Source organism: Pseudomonas sp. KCJK9111 (genome assembly GCF_046231935.1).
GTDB classification, from domain to species: domain Bacteria; phylum Pseudomonadota; class Gammaproteobacteria; order Pseudomonadales; family Pseudomonadaceae; genus Aquipseudomonas; species Aquipseudomonas parafulva_B.
The window spans coordinates 25111-41670 of record NZ_JBJJMO010000042.1 but is presented as its reverse complement, the minus strand read 5'-3'; the positions used below and the strand labels follow the sequence as shown (position 1 = coordinate 41670).

The window sequence follows — 16560 nt, the reverse complement described above, 5'->3', positions numbered from 1 at the left end:
CTTTCGCCATCTAGCGGCGCGGCTTCATTAAGCCAGAAGCTTAATTCTCCCTTCTTACATGATTACGTCATTCCCCTTATGAACCTGACTGAACTCAAGCAAAAGCCGATTACCGATCTTTTGGAAATGGCCGAACAAATGGGCATCGAGAACATGGCCCGTTCGCGCAAACAGGACGTGATTTTCTCCCTGCTGAAAAAGCATGCGAAAAGCGGCGAAGAGATCTCGGGTGACGGCGTGCTGGAGATTCTCCAGGATGGCTTCGGTTTCCTGCGTTCTGCTGATGCGTCCTACCTGGCCGGCCCTGACGATATCTACGTTTCGCCTAGCCAGATCCGCCGCTTCAACCTGCGTACCGGCGATACCATCGTTGGCAAGATCCGCCCGCCGAAGGAAGGGGAGCGCTACTTCGCCCTGTTGAAGGTCGATACCATCAACTTCGACCGGCCGGAAAACGCCAAGAACAAGATCCTGTTCGAAAACCTGACGCCGCTGTTCCCCAACAAGCGCCTGAAGATGGAGGCTGGCAACGGCTCCACCGAAGACCTGACCGGCCGTGTCATCGACCTGTGCGCCCCGATCGGCAAGGGCCAGCGTGGCCTGATCGTCGCCCCGCCCAAGGCGGGCAAGACCATCATGCTGCAGAACATCGCAGCCAACATCACCCGTAACAACCCTGAGTGCCACCTGATCGTTCTGCTGATCGACGAGCGCCCGGAAGAAGTGACCGAGATGCAGCGTACCGTACGCGGCGAAGTGGTTGCCTCTACCTTCGACGAGCCGCCAACCCGTCACGTGCAAGTGGCCGAAATGGTCATCGAGAAGGCCAAGCGCCTGGTCGAGCACAAGAAGGACGTGGTCATCCTGCTCGACTCCATCACCCGCCTGGCACGTGCCTACAACACGGTCATTCCAAGCTCGGGCAAAGTGCTGACCGGTGGTGTCGACGCCCACGCCCTGGAAAAGCCCAAGCGCTTCTTCGGTGCCGCCCGTAACATCGAGGAAGGCGGCTCGCTGACCATCATCGCCACCGCGCTGGTCGAAACCGGTTCGAAGATGGACGAGGTGATCTACGAGGAATTCAAGGGCACCGGCAACATGGAGCTGCCCCTGGACCGTCGTATCGCTGAAAAGCGTGTGTTCCCCGCCATCAACATCAACCGTTCGGGTACTCGCCGCGAAGAGCTGCTGACCGCCGACGACGAACTGCAACGCATGTGGATCCTGCGCAAGCTGTTGCACCCGATGGACGAGATCGCTGCCATCGAGTTCCTGGTCGACAAGCTCAAGCAGACCAAGACCAACGACGAGTTCTTCCTGTCGATGAAGCGCAAGTAAGCGTTTCAGGTCTGAATCGAACGGGGCCGCTTCGCAGCCCATCGCAGTCGGTCCGGTGCCCCGGACCGGCTGCGATGGGACGCGAAGCGGCCCTGATCAGTTTTGACCATTGCACGCTGAACGGCGCTACACTCTGAACCCCCGACCGATACGGCCAACACGAGGCTCATGCATGCAGTATCGCGACTTGCGCGACTTCATTCGTGGCCTGGAACAGCGCGGCGAGCTCAAGCGCATCCAGGTCCCGATCTCCCCAGTGCTGGAAATGACCGAGGTCTGCGATCGCACGCTGCGTGCCAAAGGCCCTGCGCTGTTGTTCGAAAAGCCGACCGGCTTCGACATTCCCGTATTGGGCAACCTGTTCGGTACGCCTGAACGGGTGGCCATGGGCATGGGTGCCGAGTCGGTCGATGAGCTGCGCGAGATCGGCAAGCTGCTGGCTTTTCTCAAAGAGCCTGAGCCTCCCAAAGGGCTCAAGGACGCCTGGTCCAAGCTGCCGATCTTCAAGAAAGTGGTGTCGATGGCGCCCAAGGTGGTCAAGGACGCCGTTTGCCAGGAAGTGGTGCTCGAAGGAGAGGACGTGGACCTTGGCGCATTGCCGATCCAGCATTGCTGGCCGGGCGATGTGGCACCGCTGATCACCTGGGGCCTGACCGTAACGCGCGGTCCGAACAAGGACCGCCAGAACCTGGGTATCTACCGGCAGCAGGTGATTGGTCGCAACAAAGTGATCATGCGATGGCTCAGCCACCGTGGTGGCGCCCTGGACTACCGTGAGTGGTGTGAAAAAAACCCTGGCCAGCCGTTCCCGGTGGCCGTGGCGTTGGGGGCAGACCCTGCCACTATCCTGGGTGCAGTGACCCCGGTTCCCGATACGCTTTCCGAATACGCCTTCGCGGGCCTGTTGCGGGGTAATCGCACCGAGCTGGTCAAGTGCCGCGGCAGCAATCTGCAGGTGCCGGCCACGGCCGAGATCATCCTCGAAGGGGTCATTCACCCAGGCGAGATGGCGCCTGAAGGCCCGTATGGGGACCATACCGGGTACTACAACGAAGTGGACAGTTTCCCGGTGTTCACCGTCGAGCGCATCACCCATCGGCAAAAGCCGATCTACCACAGCACCTACACCGGCCGGCCGCCGGATGAGCCGGCCATTCTCGGGGTGGCGCTGAACGAAGTGTTCGTGCCGATCCTGCAGAAGCAGTTCCCGGAAATCGTCGATTTCTACCTGCCACCGGAGGGGTGCTCCTACCGCATGGCGGTGGTGACCATGAAGAAGCAGTACCCAGGGCATGCCAAGCGCGTGATGCTGGGTGTGTGGTCGTTCCTGCGACAGTTCATGTACACCAAGTTCGTTATCGTGACCGACGACGACATCAACGCCCGCGACTGGAACGACGTGATCTGGGCCATCACCACACGCATGGACCCCAAGCGTGATACGGTGATGATCGACAACACGCCGATCGACTACCTGGATTTTGCCTCTCCGGTGTCGGGCCTGGGATCGAAAATGGGCCTGGATGCCACGCACAAGTGGCCGGGCGAAACTACACGCGAGTGGGGGCGAGTCATCGTCAAGGACGAAGCCGTCACCCGGCGTATCGATGAGCTGTGGGATCAGTTGGGAATAGATTGATGCAGGTAACGTTGCAGCCGTCCGGAGCAGTGCTGACGCTAGAGCCCGGGGAACGGATCCTGGAAGGTGCGCGTCGGCTGGGTTATGACTGCCCCAACAGCTGCCGTAATGGCAACTGCCATGTCTGCGCTGCATTGCTGGTCGAAGGCAGCGTGCGCCAGAACGGAGAAGTCCGGGACCATGGCGAATTGTTCACCTGCATCGCCGAGCCGCTCGAAGATTGCATCCTGCTGTGGGACGGCGTACTCGCCCTGGGCGAGCTGCCGGTGCGCAAGCTGACCTGCACGGTCAGTGAATGCCGTGAAGTGGGTGGCGACGTCTGGCGCGTGCGCCTGTTGGCCCCTGCGGGCAAGCCGCCGCGCTACCATGCCGGGCAGTATTTGATGATCGAACGCGAAGCGGGTAAGCCGGCCGCTTTTTCGCTGGCTTGCGCTCCCCATTCCGGACGCGAGCTTGAATTGCATGTACTGGCGCGCGAGCCCAGTGCCGTGCAGTTGATCGAGCAATTGCAGCGCGATCGCCTGGCTCGCATCGAAATGCCCTTTGGCGATACCCACCTGGCCGAACTGCCGGACGGGCCATTGGTGCTGATCGCCGCCGGTACCGGCATGGGCCAGATGCACAGCCTTGTGGAGCACTGCCGCGCTCAGGGCTTCAAGCACCCTGTTCACTTGTACTGGGGCGTACGACGCCCGGAAGACTTCTACCAGATCGAGCATTGGGATCAGTGGTTGAGTTTGCCTAACCTGTACCTGCACCAGGTGGTTAGCGACCTGTGCGGCTGGGAAGGCCGTTGCGGGATGCTGCACGAAGCGGTTTGCGAGGACATCCCCGACCTCAACAGCGTTCATGTGTACGCCAGTGGCTCGCCGAACATGATCTACGCAACGCTCGATGCACTGGTGGACGCTGGCATGGATGCGCACCGCATGCGTGCGGACGTGTTCGCCTACGCGCCTCGCGGCTGAGGAATTCCATCGCGGTGCGTGGCGCCCCTGTGGCTGCCCGCACCACCCCGTAAGCAGGTAACGCGCTGCACGGCCGGTCGTCGGCGCCTGACGTGAAAATCACTGCATGCACTTGTTCAGCCCCTTGCCCTGACTTAGCTTATACACCGCCTGGCGCGACTGCCGTGAATGACTTGCCTGAGGGTTCTGGTCAACGACGCAGTGACCAACGCATCAGGCTCGGTCACGTTACATGCTTTGTTAACAGGGAATCATAGCGGCAGCTTATGTCGGCGCTCGAACGGTCATCCTGGCAAGTCACATACCCCCCTTCGCTCGATTTTGGTCAGCAACTGACCCACGAGCAATTGCATCACTCCATGCAAGCCGCCATGTCCCGTCACCAGGGCGGGCCGGTGTGGCTGTTTGCCTATGGCTCTTTGATCTGGCGGCCCGAGTGCAGCGCGGTGGAGCGTCGACGTGCGCGGGTGCACGGTTACCACCGGGGCTTGTACCTGTGGTCGCACGAGCACCGTGGCACGCCCGAAACCCCAGGTTTGGTGTTTGGCCTGGATCGAGGCGGCTCGTGCAGCGGCTTTGCCTACAGGCTGGATGACGCGACACTCGATGCATCGCTGCGAGCCCTGTGGCAACGCGAAATGCCTTACCCGGCCTACCGCCCCCACTGGCTCAACTGCCGACTCGACGATGGCAGCAGGGTGCAGGCCCTGGGTTTCGTGTTGGAGCGGCACCTGCCTTGCTACGCGGGCAATCTGCCGGATAACGTGCTCAGCCACATACTGGCCAGCGCCAAAGGGCGTTATGGCACCACGCGCGATTACGTCGAGCAGACCCTTCATGCCCTGCGCAGCCACCATATGCCTGATCGCAACCTGGAAGCGCGCTTCAGGCGCTGTCACGATCTGCGCGAACGGTGATCACGCACGCGGCGGCACCACCACCAGCTTGCCGACCGCCTGGCGCTGGCCCAGCGTTTCGATGGCCGCACCCGCGTCGGCCAGGGCGTATGTCTGTGAAACGAGAGGCTTCAATTTGCCCTGCGCGTGCCAGGCAAACAGCTGCTTGAAGTTGGCCGCGTTATCCTCGGGTTGGCGCTGGGCAAACGCGCCCCAGAAGACGCCCAGTACCGCCGCCCCCTTGAGCAGCACAAGGTTGGCTGCCAATTGGGGAATGGTGCCGCTGGCAAAACCCACTACCAACAACCTACCGTTCCACGCCAGGCCCCTCACGGCGTGCTCGAACAGTTCGCCGCCTACCGGATCGTAAATCACATCCACACCTTTGCCATCGGTCAGGCGCTTGATGGCCTCGCGCAGGTTGTCCTGGCTGTAGTCGATCAGGTCATCGGCCCCGGCGGCACGGGCCACCGCGAGCTTTTGCGCACTGCTGGCAGCCGCGATGACCCGCGCCCCCATGGCCTTGCCGATCTCGACCGCCGCCAGGCCCACCCCGCCGGACGCGCCCAATACCAGCAAGGTCTCGCCGGTTTGCAATCGACCGCGCTGGTGCAAGGCGTGCATCGAGGTGCCGTAGGTCATGACGAATGCGGCGGCGGTAATGAAGTCCATGCCGGCTGGCACGGCCATTACGTTGGCGGCGGGCACTGCCACTTGCTCGGCAAAAGCACCCCAGCCGGTCAGTGCCATGACCCGGTCACCCACCTTGAAGCCGCCCACCTTGGCGCCGACGGCTGCGACCGTGCCCGCGGCCTCTCCACCCGGTGAGAAGGGCAAGGGCGGCTGAAACTGGTATTTACCTTCTATGATCAGGGTATCGGGAAAGTTGACCCCAGCCGCCTGCACGTTCAACAGCACTTCGTTGGGCTTGGGCGTTGGGCTGGGCACGTCTTCCAGGACCAGGTCGCGGGCCGGGCCCAGGTGCTTGCATAGCAGCGCTTTCATCGTGGCCTATTCCTTTGCGGGTAATGGCCGATAAGTGTAGGAGGGCCGCCAGTCGGGTCAACGAGCATGGCTTGTCCTGATGGGCCGGCATAAGCCCAGGCTTGGGTTTGAACGATGTGCTGGTTAAGCTGGCGCCACCTGAATAGAGGAGCGATTTCGTGAAAGCGTGGATATTGATGGTGTTGGCACTGGTGTTACCCGCCGCAGCCGTGGCCGAGGAGGGCAAGGAGGGTGCGCCCAAGGTGGCCTATATCACGCTGACGCCGCCGTTCGTGGGCAACTATGCGCTCGATGGTGGTCCGCGCTTGCGGGTGTTCAAGGCGGACGTCGCATTGCGAGTGACCGGGGATGAGGCCGCCAAGGCGGTACAGCACCATGAACCACTGATCCGCAACCAGCTCGTCGCACTGTTTACTCAACAGACCGTGGACAGCATGAGCAATGTGGAGGCCAAGGAGCATTTACGTCAGGAGGCCCTAAAGCAGGTTCAGCAGGTGATGGAGACCGAAGAGGGCAAGCCGATCGTCGAGGACCTGCTGTTCAACAACCTGATCGTCCAGTGAGCGGCTGACCTGGTTTTCGGTCAGCCACTCAAGGCTGGGGTTCAAGGGAATGCCGGAGCAGGGCAGGTGCCTCAAACCATCGCCAGGATGGCCGTCCACTGCTCGGCCGTGACCGGCATGACCGACAGGCGACTGCCTTTTTGTACCAGCGCCAGCTCGGCCAGGGCTGGTTGTTGTTTCAACCAGCCCAGCTCAAGTACGCGCGGCAGGGTCCGCACGTGGGCCACGTCTATCGCACTCCACGGGTTCTTGTCGGGCGTGGCCTTGGCATCGTGGTAAGGGCTTTGCGGGTCCAGCGCAGTGGGGTCCGGATAGGCTGCGCGGATGACCTTGGCAATGCCGGCGATGCCGGGTTGAGGGCAGCTGGAATGGTAGAAGAAGAACGTGTCCCCCTCGCTCATCGCACGCATAAAGTTGCGCGCCTGGTAATTGCGTACACCGTCCCAACGAGCTTCGCCAAGGTGAGCCAGGCCTTCAATCGACAGTTCGTCGGGCTCGGACTTCATCAGCCAATAGGCCATGTTGTTTGCTCCAGAAATGCTTTGAAATAACTCGTTCCATCAAACCGACGGCCGGTTGACGTCAACGTTTGCGTGGTGGCTCAGGTTGTCGGAGAATGCGCCCCGTTTGAGGTGCGATGCTCAGGTACTACCCAGAAGTCGCCGAGCACTGAACAGTTTGCCTGGGGGGCAATCGTCGATGAATCAACGTAAAAAGCCGGACCTGCTGTGGGTCCTGGTGTTCATCTTTGGCTTGGGTGTGGTTACCACCGGTTATGCGCAGGGGATCTGGGAGCGCAAGCTGGATAACGCCTACCAGATGCCATACGAAGCTGGTCAGGCGCAACGCTGACCCTTTCCGGCACCGCTTAGCGCGGTGCCACGTACCAGTGACGATCCGAGACCGTTCCCTGCAAAGGCACGTCCCAACTGGCCTGTGCTAGCCGCTCGACCTTCTGGCACTCATGCGCCAAGCCTAGCAGCCGTGGTTTTTTCCAGGTCTGCCGACGGGCCAGGTAAGCCAGGCTGCGATCATAGAAGCCACCGCCCATGCCCAGTCGCCCTCCCGCGTCGTCGAAGCCCACCAGGGGCAGCAAAATCAGGTCCAGTGCCCACACCGGGCGTTGACGCCTGCGGTCGGTGGCCGGCTCAGGGATTCGGAAACGGTTGGGCGTGAGCTTCTCGCCCTTCTCGAATCGCTGAAACACCATGCGGGTGCGTGGCCACGCATGCAGCACCGGCAAGTACGTGCGCTTGCCGCGACGCTGCGCCTCGCGCAGCAACAATGCAGGGTCGATTTCGCCGTCGTTGGGCAGGTACAAGGCGATATGCCTGGCCTTGCGAAAGAGTGGATGCTGTGCCAGCAGACGGTACAGGCCTGCAGCGGCCTGACGCTGCTGGGCGGGCGTGAGCGCCCGGCGCGCGTTGCGCAAGTGCCTGCGAAGTTGAGGGCGGGTGAGCGTCGCGGTGTCGGTCATGGCACGGGCGATCCGAGAAGTGCTGGCCATTGCTGTCGGCCAAAACGACTTGCCCGCCGAGTGGCGGGCAAAGGAATTCGGGCTCCCCGATAAGACCGCTATCGGTGTAGCCCTTGAACCCGAAAGTTCAAGGTGGAGATTGCAGGGGACATTAAGGCTTTCCGTCGAGCGGACATGCACACCTGCCCCAGCGTGCAACCCCCGTGGTTGTGCGTATCGGCTCAGGGACATAACCGACTGGCGCATCCACCAGGGAGTGGCGCCAGTATAACAACCTCAGTTTTTTTTGGTACCCGTCTCGTCGGACAGCGCCTGGTCGACCCGGTCCAGCAAATCGCGCACCTGCTCGCGCGTGGCCCCGCCGGCCGGAGCCGCGCTGCGGTCTTCCTGGCGATGGAGCATCTCGTGGGTAATGTTCAACGCCGCCATGACCGCGATGCGGTCGGCACCGATCACCTTGCCGCTGCTGCGAATCTCGCGCATCTTGCTGTCCAGGTAGTGAGCTGCACTGACCAGGTTGTTGCGCTCTTCGGGCGGGCAGATGATCGAGTATTCCTTGTCGAGGATCTGCACGGTGACGCTATTGCTTGAACTCATGAGTCTTGCTCCAGGGCCTTGAGACGCAAGATCATCGACTCGACCTTGCGCCTGGCGATCTCGTTCTTTTCGATGAGGTGGGCGCGCTCTTCGCGCCAGGACTTTTCCTGAGCTACTAGGAGTGCATTTTGCCGTTTAAGTTGCTCGACACGCTCGATCAGCAGCTCGAATCGGCTCATCAGGGCCTGCAGGTCGTTCTCTTGCGTGGGTTGCACTCGATTCGCTCCGTCATTGACTCATCTTGCGATGATGCCTCTCCCTGGGCCGTGACTGCCAGTGCCGATGGTCTTGGCGCGCCTGCCGGTGCTAGGATACAAGGCCTTCATTCTAGTCATTGCGCCCTCCGGCGCCTAGCAGCCCATGCCCAATACTCAATCGCCCTACGTTGCTTTCGCCATGTTGCTTTCCAGCAATGGCCACCCTGTCACACCCGCCGAACTGCACGGCCTGCTCATCGGCCGCAGCTGTGCGGGTGCCGGCTTCGATGCCGACGGCTGGCTGGCCGATGCGGCGCAGTTGCTGGAAACCGAACCGCAAGACGCTGTGCGCAATGCCCTGATCGGCCTGCAGGAAATGGTCAAGGGCGAGCTTACCAGCGACGACATGGCGATCGTGCTGCTGCTGCCGTCCGATGATGCTGCGCTGACCGATCGCGCCACCGCCCTGGGGCAGTGGTGCCAAGGCTTCATCACAGGCTTCGGCCTGAACGCCGGTGGCAAGGACCTGTCCATCGAGGCCAAGGAAGTGCTCCAGGACCTGGTGGCCATCTCCCAGGTGCAGGAAGCGCTGGAAGAATCCGAGGACGGCGAAAGCGACTACATGGAAGTGATGGAATACCTGCGCGTCGCGCCGTTGCTGCTGTTTTCCGAACTGGCCAAGCCCGCAGCGCCTGCGCCCAAGCCTTCTCTGCACTGAACGACGGGGTAGTCTGCCCATGAGCCGCATTCCCAAGGCCGAATATGCCCGCCGGCGCAAGGCGCTGATGGCGCAGATGGTTCCCAACAGCATTGCCATCCTGCCTGCCGCCGCCGTTGCCATCCGCAACCGTGATGTGGAGCACGTGTATCGCCAGGACAGCGACTTTCAATACCTCAGTGGTTTTCCCGAGCCCGAGGCGGTCATTGCGTTGATACCCGGCCGTGAGCATGGCGAATACGTGATGTTCTGCCGCGAGCGCAATCCTGAACGCGAGTTGTGGGACGGCTTGCGGGCCGGTCAGGAAGGTGCGGTGCGCGACTTCGGTGCTGACGACGCGTTTCCCATCGCCGACATTGACGAGATCCTGCCGGGCCTGATTGAAGGCCGCGAACGCGTCTACAGCGCCATGGGCAGCAATCCCGAGTTCGATCGCCGGCTGATGGACTGGATCAACGTGATCCGCTCCAAGGCCCGCCTCGGTGCGCAGCCCCCGAACGAATTCGTTGCCCTGGATCACCTGCTGCACGACATGCGCCTGTATAAATCGGCGGCGGAAGTGAAAGTGATGCGCACGGCCGCCGAGATATCTGCCAAAGCCCACGTACGGGCGATGCAGGCTTGCCGCCCGGGCCTTCATGAGTACAGCCTGGAAGCCGAACTCGATTACGCCTTCCGCCAGGGCGGGGCAAAAATGCCGGCGTACGGGTCGATCGTCGCCGCAGGGCGCAATGGTTGCATCCTGCACTACCAGCAGAACGACGCGCCGCTCAAGGAGGGCGACCTGGTCCTGATCGACGCGGGCTGCGAAATCGATTGCTATGCCAGTGACATCACCCGCACCTTCCCCGTCAGCGGGCGGTTTTCACCGGAGCAGAAGGCGATCTATGAGCTGGTTCTCAGCGCCCAGGCAGCGGCGTTTGCCGAAATCGCCCCGGGCAAGCACTGGAACCATGCCCATGAAGCCACCGTGCGGGTGATCACCGAAGGGCTGGTTGAGCTGGGTCTGCTCAAGGGCGACGTGCAGGCGTTGATCGAGAGCGAGGCGTACCGGGCGTTCTACATGCACCGTGCCGGCCATTGGCTGGGCATGGATGTGCATGACGTGGGCGATTACAAGGTGGGCGGTGAGTGGCGGGTGCTCGAGCCAGGCATGGCCTTGACTGTCGAGCCCGGCATCTACATAGCAGCCGACAATGAAAGCGTGGCCAAGAAATGGCGCGGCATCGGCATTCGGATCGAGGATGATGTGGTGGTCACCAGGCAAGGCTGTGAAATCCTGACATCGGGCGTTCCCCGCACCGTCGCCGAGATCGAGGCGTTGATGCACGACGCGCGTCAGGCCAGCCTATGACCCAGGTGAATCTCGCGATCATCGGCGGCGGGCTGGTTGGGGCCAGCTTGGCGCTGACCCTGCAGGCAGGGGCCAAGGCGCGTGGTTGGAAAATCATCCTCATTGAGCCCTTCGCCCCCGGCGACAGCTTCCAGCCTAGCTACGATGCGCGTTCTTCGGCGCTGTCGTTCGGGACCCGCCAGATCTACGATCGACTGGGCTTGTGGCCTGCCATCGAGCGGCGTGCCGAACCGATCGCCCAGATTCACGTGTCGGACCGGGGGCGCTTCGGTGCCACCCGCCTGGACGCGAGGGAAGAAGGCGTTCCGGCCTTGGGCTACGTGGTCGAGAATGCCTGGCTTGGGCAATGCCTGTGGCAGGGCCTGGACAGCGATGTGGTCAGTTGGCGCTGCCCGGCGGAAGTGACGTCGATGCAGGCTATCGAGGGCGGTTACCGCCTGCGCCTCAATGACGACACGCACATTGACTGCGACCTGGCGGTGCTGGCCGATGGTGGCCGCTCGGGCCTGCGTGAGCAACTGGGTATTCATGTCTGCCACACCCCTTACGAACAAAGCGCGTTGATCGCCAACATCACCCCCGGCGAGCCTCATCGTGGACAGGCCTTCGAACGCTTCACCGAAGCGGGTCCCATGGCTTTGCTGCCGTTACCGGAAAACCGCTGCGCGCTGGTCTGGACACGGCAGGGCATGGATGCGCAGCGCCTGGCTGACATGGATGAGCGCAGTTTCCTGCGTGAATTGCAGGGCATCTTCGGTTACCGCCTGGGCACCCTTCGGCAGGTAGGCGTACGGCATCTGTACCCGCTGTCGCTAATCGAGGCGCAGGAGCAGATCCGTCCCCACCTGGTCGTGCTCGGTAACGCTGCGCACAGCCTGCACCCCATCGCGGGGCAGGGATTCAACCTGTCACTGCGGGATGTGCAGTCCCTTGCCGAGGCGCTGCTTGCAGGGCCGCAACGGCCAGGTGACCTTGCGACCTTGCAGGCTTATGGCAAGCGCCAGCGCCTGGATCAAACGCTGACCATCGGGTTTTCCGATCAGGTGACGCGGCTGTTCGGTAGCGGCCAGCCTTTGCTCGCCGCAGGCCGTAACCTGGGTTTGCTGGGCCTTGACCTGCTGCCACCGGCCAAAAGCTGGTTCGCCCGTCAGGCCATGGGCCTGGGTACGCGTTCCGATGTACGGGGCAAGGCATGAGCAACCCACGCAAACTGGCCCGGCGTGCGCGCGTTCTGCGCTGGATGCTGAACCTGTATCCGCCTTACCTGGGCGCAGGTATCCGTGTGCAGCACATCAGCCCTGACATGCGCAGCATCCGGGTGGCGATGAAGCTTACCCGCTGGAACCGCAACTACGTGGGCACCCAGTTCGGTGGCAGCCTCTACGCCATGGTCGACCCGTTCTACATGCTCTTGCTCATTGAACGGCTGGGGCGCGACTACATCGTCTGGGACAAGGCCGCCAGCATCGATTTCATCACCCCTGGCAAGGGCCCTGTGTATGCCGAGTTCCATGTCGATGACGCGCTGCTGGACGATATCCGCCAGCAGACCGCCACCGGCAAGAAATGCCTGCCCCGTTTGCAGGTCGATATCCGCGACGGCGCTGGTGAACTGGTGGCGCGGGTCGATAAAACCCTATACGTGCGGCTCAAGCCGCAAGCGAGGCTGGCGTAAGGCATGGAAACACGCGCAGATGTTCTGATCGTAGGTGCTGGTATGGTCGGCAGCGCGCTGGCGCTCGCCTTGCGCCACAGCGGTCTGCAGGTGCTGCTGCTCGATGGCGGCCCCCTGGCAGTCAGGCCGTTCGACGCCAAGGCGCCGTTCGAGCCCAGGGTCAGTGCGTTGTCTGCGGCTAGCCAGCGTATTCTCGACCGCCTGGGCGCTTGGGAGGGCATTGCACGGCGGCGCGCGACGCCCTATTCCGATATGCAGGTTTGGGATGGCAGTGGCACTGGGCAGATTCACTTTTCCGCCACCAGCGTGCATGCGCAGGTGCTGGGCCATATCGTCGAGAACAAAGTGGTGCAGGATGCCTTGCTCGAACGCCTGCATGACAGCGACATCGGCCTGTTGCCCAATGCGCGCATGGAACAGCTACGCCATTCTGGCGATGACTGGCTGATGACGCTGCACGACGGACGGCAGCTGCGCGCGCCGCTGGTCGTGGCTGCCGACGGTGCTCATTCTGCGGTTCGCCGCCTGGCTGGGTGTGAAACGCGCGAGTGGGATTACTTGCACCACGCCATCGTCACCAGCGTGCGTTGCGCCCAAAATCACCAGGCCACCGCCTGGCAACGCTTCACCGACGATGGCCCGCTCGCCTTCCTCCCTTTGACCCGAGACGGCAAGCAGGACTGGTGCTCGATCGTGTGGTCAACCACGCCGGCCGAGGCCGAGCGGCTGATGGCGCTGGATGAGCCAGCCTTCCTCGGGGCGCTGGAGCGTGCATTCGAAGGCCGCCTCGGAACGGTGCTGCAAGCTGACCCGCGGCTGTGCGTACCCCTGCGCCAGCGGCATGCCAAGCGATACGTGGAAGCTGGCCTTGCGTTGATCGGTGATGCGGCCCACACCATTCATCCGCTGGCAGGGCAGGGGGTGAACCTGGGGTTCCTTGACGCGGCGGTACTGGCCGAAGTCCTGATGGACGCCTGCAAGCGGGGGGAAAGGCTGGCCGATGTCAAGGTGCTGAGCCGCTATGAGCGTCGACGCATGCCGCACAACCTGGCGCTGATGGCAGCCATGGAAGGGTTCGAGCGGCTGTTCCAGGCCGACAAGTTGTCGCTGCGCTGGCTGCGCAACAGTGGCTTGAAGCTGGTCGAGCAGTTGCCGGAGGCAAAAGCCGTGTTCGTGCGCCAGGCATTAGGCTTGAGTGGCGACTTGCCGGATCTTGCCAAGGCGTGAAGGCTGCCCTTGGCCCGCTGTCGAGCACGGATACGTGGCGGACCCCGGCACATTGCAACATCCAGTAACGGCAATGGGGGTGAGGGTTCAAATGGGATTCACTACCATCTGCGCCTCTCTAATCGATCGAGGAGCGCCTTCCATGTTGCCACGCAAGTCCCTACTGGCCGCCCTGGCCCTGAGCGTTGTCGGTGGTACCGTGCAGGCAGCTGACGAGGTCGTGGTCTACTCCTCGCGTATCGACGAGCTGATCAAGCCAGTGTTCGACGCCTACACGGCCGAGACCGGGGTCAAGGTCAAGTTCATCACCGACAAGGAAGCCCCCCTGATGCAGCGCATCAAGGCCGAGGGCGAGCACGGTGTGGCGGATCTTCTGCTCACCGTCGACGCAGGCAACCTGTGGCAGGCTGAGCAGATGGGCATCCTGCAGCCGATCCGATCCGAGATCATCGAGCGCAACATCCCGCCTCAATACCGTGCCTCGTCCCACGACTGGACCGGCCTGAGCCTGAGGGCGCGCACCATCATCTACTCCACCGAACGGGTCAAGCCGGCCGAGCTCAGCACCTATGAAGCCCTGGCCGACAAGCAGTGGGAAGGTCGGCTGTGCCTGCGCACGGCGAAGAAGGTGTACAACCAGTCCCTGACCGCCACCCTGATCGAAAGCCATGGTGAGGCGAAGGCCGAGCAGATCGTCAAGGGCTGGGTCAATAACCTCTCCACCGACGTGTTCTCGGATGACAACGCCGTGATCCAGGCCGTCGAGGCGGGTCAGTGCGACGTGGGTGTGGTGAACACCTACTATTACGGCCGGCTGCACAAGCAGAACCCCAACCTGCCGGTGAAGATCTTCTGGCCCAACCAGCAAGACCGTGGCGTGCACGTGAACCTCTCCGGCATCGGCCTGACCAAGCACGCGCCTCATCCTGAGGCCGCAACAAAGCTGGTCGAATGGATGACCGGTAAGCAGGCGCAGAAGTTGTTCGCCGACCTCAATCAGGAATTTCCGGCCAACCCCCAGGTCAAGCCCTCTGACGAAGTCGCCGCGTGGGGCGACTTCAAGGCCGACAGTATTGCGGTGGAAGTGGCCGGCAAGCGGCAGGCCGAAGCCATCCGGCTGATGGACCGTGCTGGCTGGAACTGAGCGGCGCTCCCTGCCCGAGAGGCCTGCCAAGGCCTCTTCGTGGGTCCTGCAGCGACCCGTCATCGAGACATAACGTGCCCTACACCCACCGTCGTCGCTGGTACCTCCCCGTCACCCTGATCGCCGGCCTCGTGCTGCTGCCCCTGAGTGTGCTGCTGTTGTCGTGGCAGTCGATCGACCTGCAGATCTGGTCACACCTGCTCGACACGCAGATGGGGCGCTTGCTGGGCAATACCGTTACCTTGGTGGTGGGGGTTGGTCTGGGTGTCACCTTGCTCGGTGTCAGCCTGGCCTGGCTCACCAGCCTGTGCGAATTTCCGGGCCGTCGCTGGCTGGATTGGGCGCTGATGTTGCCGTTCGCCATTCCGGCGTACGTCCTGGCCTTCGTCTTCGTAGGTTTGCTGGACTTCGCCGGCCCGGTGCAGAGTGCCCTGCGCGAGGCTTTCGGGCCTATGCGCCTGCCACGGGTACGCTCTACCGGCGGCGTGATCATCGTGCTGGTGCTGGTGTTCTATCCGTATGTCTACCTGCTGGCACGCACAGCGTTCCTTGCCCAGGGCAAAGGGTTGATGGAGGCCGCCCGGGTGTTGGGGCTCTCGCCCTGGCAGGCATTCTGGCGGGTGGCCCTGCCCATGGCCCGACCTGCCATCGGGACGGGCATCGCCTTGGCCCTGATGGAAACCCTCGCCGACTTCGGCGCCGTGGCGGTCTTCAACTTCGACACGTTCACGACCGCCATCTACAAGACCTGGTATGGCTTCTTCAGCCTCTCCAGCGCTGCGCAATTGGCCAGTTTGCTGTTGCTGGCCGTCATGCTGGTGCTGTACGGCGAGCGCCGTGCGCGGGGCGCCAACCACAGCGCCAGTGAACGCCCCAGAGGCCAGGCGCTGTACCGCCTGCAGGGTGGCAAGGCCGTGCTGGCCAGCGGCTGGTGCCTGTTGGTCTTCGCCTGCGCATTCGTCATCCCTTTGCTGCAACTGCTGGTGTGGTTCTGGCAGCGCGGGCGCCACGATCTGGATGAGCGCTACATCGGCCTGGTGCTTCATACCCTGTACCTGGGCGGCGTTGCAGCGCTGGTGACGGTCTGCGTGGCGCTGCTACTGGCCTTTGCCCGGCGCCAGGCGCCCATGCCGGGCATTCGCATGGGCGTAGGCCTCGCCAACCTGGGCTACGCCTTGCCCGGCTCGGTACTGGCGGTGTCGATCATGCTGGCCTTCAGTTACCTGGACAGCCAGGTCGTCGCGCCGCTGTCCAGCTGGCTGGGAGGCGCGGGCAGGCCATTGCTGCTGGGCAGCCTTGCGGCATTGCTGCTGGCCTATGTGATTCGTTTCATCGCCGTGGCCTACGGCCCGCTGGAGAGCAGCCTTGAACGGATTCGTCCCTCGTTGGCGCAGGCATCGCGCAGCCTGGGTGTGGGCGGGGTGCGGCTGTTCATCAAGGTGTACTTGCCGCTGCTGCTGCCAGGCGCACTGAGCGCGGCGTTGCTGGTGTTTGTCGATGTGCTCAAGGAAATGCCGGCTACCCTGCTGATGCGTCCTTTTGGCTGGGATACGCTGGCGGTACGGGTGTTCGAGATGACCAGCGAGGGTGAATGGGCGCGGGCGTCGCTGCCGGCATTGACGCTGGTGGTGGTCGGGCTGCTGCCGGTCATTGGCCTGATACGCCGCTCGGCGCGCAGGCCAGGCCATTCCTGCTAAGGGTGTCAGCTTGCGCCCTTGCCGCTACAATGCGCGGCACTCGCGCAGCAGGCAATCAAAACAAC

The 16560-nt window shown here is 62.7% G+C and carries 18 protein-coding genes and 1 other RNA gene; 13 read left to right on the top strand and 6 right to left on the bottom strand.

Annotated features, from left to right (window positions below; translation table 11 throughout):
• The first annotated feature begins 78 nt into the window (after window positions 1–78).
• The 4 genes from rho (at window position 79) to ACK59L_RS14855 (ending at window position 4862) form a co-directional block, all read left to right on the top strand.
• Window positions 79–1338, top strand: coding sequence for a transcription termination factor Rho (gene rho / locus ACK59L_RS14870; RefSeq protein WP_023532437.1), 1260 nt, complete (start codon window positions 79–81; stop codon window positions 1336–1338).
• A 172-nt stretch (window positions 1339–1510) separates the two neighbouring features.
• Window positions 1511–2977 (top strand): 4-hydroxy-3-polyprenylbenzoate decarboxylase, encoded by a 1467-nt coding sequence (gene ubiD / locus ACK59L_RS14865; RefSeq protein ID WP_023532812.1) that lies wholly within the window; start codon window positions 1511–1513, stop codon window positions 2975–2977.
• Window positions 2977–3945, top strand: a complete 969-nt coding sequence (locus tag ACK59L_RS14860) for a CDP-6-deoxy-delta-3,4-glucoseen reductase (RefSeq protein ID WP_058638194.1) — start codon at window positions 2977–2979, stop codon at window positions 3943–3945. Before ubiD ends, ACK59L_RS14860 begins: the two co-directional genes overlap by 1 nt.
• A 266-nt stretch (window positions 3946–4211) precedes the next feature.
• Window positions 4212–4862: a gamma-glutamylcyclotransferase gene (locus tag ACK59L_RS14855; protein WP_058602821.1), complete on the top strand. Its 651-nt coding sequence runs from the start codon at window positions 4212–4214 to the stop codon at window positions 4860–4862.
• Here ACK59L_RS14855 and ACK59L_RS14850 read toward each other — a convergent pair whose 3' ends face one another.
• The gene (locus ACK59L_RS14850) at window positions 4863–5846 is read right to left on the bottom strand and encodes an NADPH:quinone oxidoreductase family protein (RefSeq protein ID WP_409274452.1); all 984 of its coding nucleotides are present in this window, start codon (window positions 5844–5846) and stop codon (window positions 4863–4865) included.
• Between the two features lie 158 nt (window positions 5847–6004).
• On the opposite strand from ACK59L_RS14850, the gene ACK59L_RS14845 reads away from it, so the two are divergent.
• The gene (locus ACK59L_RS14845; protein ID WP_058638192.1) at window positions 6005–6409 is read left to right on the top strand and encodes a flagellar basal body-associated protein FliL; all 405 of its coding nucleotides are present in this window, start codon (window positions 6005–6007) and stop codon (window positions 6407–6409) included.
• Between the two features lie 71 nt (window positions 6410–6480).
• Here ACK59L_RS14845 and ACK59L_RS14840 read toward each other — a convergent pair whose 3' ends face one another.
• Window positions 6481–6930 (bottom strand): EVE domain-containing protein, encoded by a 450-nt coding sequence (locus ACK59L_RS14840; RefSeq protein ID WP_196134710.1) that lies wholly within the window; start codon window positions 6928–6930, stop codon window positions 6481–6483.
• A gap of 178 nt (window positions 6931–7108) precedes the next feature.
• Here ACK59L_RS14840 and ACK59L_RS14835 point away from each other — a divergent pair, with 178 nt between their 5' ends.
• Window positions 7109–7261, top strand: a complete 153-nt coding sequence (locus tag ACK59L_RS14835; protein WP_023532702.1) for a hypothetical protein — start codon at window positions 7109–7111, stop codon at window positions 7259–7261.
• Window positions 7262–7277: 16 nt separating this feature from the next.
• Here ACK59L_RS14835 and ACK59L_RS14830 read toward each other — a convergent pair whose 3' ends face one another.
• From ACK59L_RS14830 to ACK59L_RS14815, 4 genes are all read right to left on the bottom strand, one after another.
• Window positions 7278–7886, bottom strand: coding sequence for a 5-formyltetrahydrofolate cyclo-ligase (locus ACK59L_RS14830; protein ID WP_058602825.1), 609 nt, complete (start codon window positions 7884–7886; stop codon window positions 7278–7280).
• Window positions 7887–7965: 79 nt separating this feature from the next.
• Window positions 7966–8145, bottom strand: a non-coding RNA gene (gene ssrS / locus ACK59L_RS14825) — 6S RNA.
• A 17-nt stretch (window positions 8146–8162) separates the two neighbouring features.
• A complete protein-coding gene (locus tag ACK59L_RS14820; protein ID WP_023532287.1) occupies window positions 8163–8483 on the bottom strand; it encodes a cell division protein ZapA in 321 nt (106 codons plus the stop codon).
• Entirely contained in the window at window positions 8480–8662 is a 183-nt protein-coding gene (locus ACK59L_RS14815; RefSeq protein WP_033693939.1) for a TIGR02449 family protein, read from the bottom strand. Before ACK59L_RS14815 ends, ACK59L_RS14820 begins: the two co-directional genes overlap by 4 nt.
• Before the next feature lie 181 nt (window positions 8663–8843).
• On the opposite strand from ACK59L_RS14815, the gene ACK59L_RS14810 reads away from it, so the two are divergent.
• The 7 genes from ACK59L_RS14810 to ACK59L_RS14780 all read left to right on the top strand — a co-directional run bounded on the left by ACK59L_RS14810 (window position 8844) and on the right by ACK59L_RS14780 (window position 16495).
• Window positions 8844–9398, top strand: a complete 555-nt coding sequence (locus tag ACK59L_RS14810) for a YecA family protein (RefSeq protein ID WP_027913422.1) — start codon at window positions 8844–8846, stop codon at window positions 9396–9398.
• A gap of 19 nt (window positions 9399–9417) precedes the next feature.
• Window positions 9418–10752: a Xaa-Pro aminopeptidase gene (pepP, locus tag ACK59L_RS14805; protein ID WP_058602826.1), complete on the top strand. Its 1335-nt coding sequence runs from the start codon at window positions 9418–9420 to the stop codon at window positions 10750–10752.
• Entirely contained in the window at window positions 10749–11948 is a 1200-nt protein-coding gene (gene ubiH, locus ACK59L_RS14800; RefSeq protein ID WP_409274448.1) for a 2-octaprenyl-6-methoxyphenyl hydroxylase, read from the top strand. The genes pepP and ubiH overlap by 4 nt, the downstream gene beginning before the upstream one ends.
• Window positions 11945–12427, top strand: coding sequence for a DUF4442 domain-containing protein (locus tag ACK59L_RS14795; RefSeq protein WP_027913425.1), 483 nt, complete (start codon window positions 11945–11947; stop codon window positions 12425–12427). Before ubiH ends, ACK59L_RS14795 begins: the two co-directional genes overlap by 4 nt.
• Before the next feature lie 3 nt (window positions 12428–12430).
• Window positions 12431–13654, top strand: coding sequence for a 2-octaprenyl-3-methyl-6-methoxy-1,4-benzoquinol hydroxylase (locus ACK59L_RS14790; protein WP_409274445.1), 1224 nt, complete (start codon window positions 12431–12433; stop codon window positions 13652–13654).
• Window positions 13655–13796: 142 nt separating this feature from the next.
• Window positions 13797–14798 carry an extracellular solute-binding protein gene (locus ACK59L_RS14785; protein ID WP_196134712.1) on the top strand — a complete coding sequence of 334 codons (1002 nt, stop codon included), beginning with the start codon at window positions 13797–13799 and terminating at the stop codon, window positions 14796–14798.
• 74 nt (window positions 14799–14872) lie between these two features.
• Window positions 14873–16495, top strand: a complete 1623-nt coding sequence (locus ACK59L_RS14780; RefSeq protein WP_409274443.1) for an ABC transporter permease — start codon at window positions 14873–14875, stop codon at window positions 16493–16495.
• The last annotated feature ends 65 nt before the right edge of the window (window positions 16496–16560 follow it).

Bases quoted from the DNA above. Each gene is read 5' to 3' on its own strand.
- rho (WP_023532437.1), top strand. From the start codon at position 79: ATGAACCTGACTGAACTCAAGCAAAAGCCGATTACCGATCTTTTGGAA.
- ubiD (WP_023532812.1), top strand. From the start codon at position 1,511: ATGCAGTATCGCGACTTGCGCGACTTCATTCGTGGCCTGGAACAGCGC.
- ACK59L_RS14860 (WP_058638194.1), top strand. From the start codon at position 2,977: ATGCAGGTAACGTTGCAGCCGTCCGGAGCAGTGCTGACGCTAGAGCCC.
- ACK59L_RS14855 (WP_058602821.1), top strand. From the start codon at position 4,212: ATGTCGGCGCTCGAACGGTCATCCTGGCAAGTCACATACCCCCCTTCG.
- ACK59L_RS14850 (WP_409274452.1), bottom strand. From the start codon at position 5,846: ATGAAAGCGCTGCTATGCAAGCACCTGGGCCCGGCCCGCGACCTGGTC.
- ACK59L_RS14840 (WP_196134710.1), bottom strand. From the start codon at position 6,930: ATGGCCTATTGGCTGATGAAGTCCGAGCCCGACGAACTGTCGATTGAA.
- ACK59L_RS14835 (WP_023532702.1), top strand. From the start codon at position 7,109: ATGAATCAACGTAAAAAGCCGGACCTGCTGTGGGTCCTGGTGTTCATC.
- ACK59L_RS14830 (WP_058602825.1), bottom strand. From the start codon at position 7,886: ATGACCGACACCGCGACGCTCACCCGCCCTCAACTTCGCAGGCACTTG.
- ACK59L_RS14820 (WP_023532287.1), bottom strand. From the start codon at position 8,483: ATGAGTTCAAGCAATAGCGTCACCGTGCAGATCCTCGACAAGGAATAC.
- ACK59L_RS14815 (WP_033693939.1), bottom strand. From the start codon at position 8,662: ATGAGCCGATTCGAGCTGCTGATCGAGCGTGTCGAGCAACTTAAACGG.
- ACK59L_RS14810 (WP_027913422.1), top strand. From the start codon at position 8,844: ATGCCCAATACTCAATCGCCCTACGTTGCTTTCGCCATGTTGCTTTCC.
- pepP (WP_058602826.1), top strand. From the start codon at position 9,418: ATGAGCCGCATTCCCAAGGCCGAATATGCCCGCCGGCGCAAGGCGCTG.
- ubiH (WP_409274448.1), top strand. From the start codon at position 10,749: ATGACCCAGGTGAATCTCGCGATCATCGGCGGCGGGCTGGTTGGGGCC.
- ACK59L_RS14795 (WP_027913425.1), top strand. From the start codon at position 11,945: ATGAGCAACCCACGCAAACTGGCCCGGCGTGCGCGCGTTCTGCGCTGG.
- ACK59L_RS14790 (WP_409274445.1), top strand. From the start codon at position 12,431: ATGGAAACACGCGCAGATGTTCTGATCGTAGGTGCTGGTATGGTCGGC.
- ACK59L_RS14785 (WP_196134712.1), top strand. From the start codon at position 13,797: ATGTTGCCACGCAAGTCCCTACTGGCCGCCCTGGCCCTGAGCGTTGTC.